The sequence below is a fragment of the Aquirufa ecclesiirivi genome (assembly GCF_011250515.1).
GTDB lineage: Bacteria > Bacteroidota > Bacteroidia > Cytophagales > Spirosomataceae > Aquirufa > Aquirufa ecclesiirivi.
In genome coordinates, this window is sequence record NZ_JAANOP010000026.1 from 1 (window position 1) to 305 (window position 305).

The 305-nt window shown below is 47.5% G+C and carries 1 tRNA gene; it reads right to left on the reverse strand.

Features of this window, described 5'->3' with window-relative positions:
• Nucleotides 1-111: 111 nt before the first annotated feature.
• Nucleotides 112-198 (reverse strand) — tRNA-Ala (locus G9H65_RS13310).
• Nucleotides 199-305: the final 107 nt, after the last annotated feature.

A 305-nucleotide genomic window follows, 5' to 3' on the forward strand; every position in this document is an offset into this window, starting at 1 on the left:
AGGTGCTCTAGCCAGCTGAGCTAATCCCCCAAGTTTAATTGGGTTTTATTTGTTAATCTCTTCATTTCATTAGACTCGTTTGTCTAATGCGGTACGCTTTGTTTTTTCGAGCAAAGAATAACGGATTCAACGCGGGCGGCTAGCCTGTTGACCCCCTGCGTGCAAGGCAGGTGCTCTTGCCAGCTGAGCTAATCCCCCAATTTTACTCGGGACTCTTATTCTCTTTAGTAGAGAAAACGGATTCAACGCGAACGGCCAGTTCGTTGTGCCCACTAGTGCAGGCTTGGTTCCTAGCTTTTTGAGCT